The organism is Streptomyces sp. AC550_RSS872, from assembly GCF_019049285.1.
GTDB lineage: Bacteria > Actinomycetota > Actinomycetes > Streptomycetales > Streptomycetaceae > Streptomyces.
Window position 1 is genome coordinate 1 of sequence record NZ_JAGMUL010000066.1, and the last position, 221, is coordinate 221.

Genomic DNA, 221 nt, shown 5'->3' on the forward strand with positions numbered 1-221 from the left:
CGGCTCAACATCTCCCCGGTCGACGGCGTGAACCTCAACCGCGTCTTCCCCGGCGACCCGGCCGGCGGCCCCACCGAGCGGCTGGCCGCCTGGCTCTTCGCGAACCTGGTCGACGGCGCCGACGTCTACATCGACCTGCACTGCGGCGGCATCGACCAGGTCCTGCGGGACTTCGTCGGCTACCGCCTCACCGGTGACGCGGACCTCGACAAGGCGACCGC

1 protein-coding gene is annotated in these 221 nt (G+C 71.9%); it reads left to right on the forward strand.

Annotated features, from left to right (window positions below):
• On the forward strand, nt 1-221 hold a 221-nt coding region (locus KUM44_RS26765; protein ID WP_217211838.1), incomplete at both ends, for a succinylglutamate desuccinylase/aspartoacylase family protein.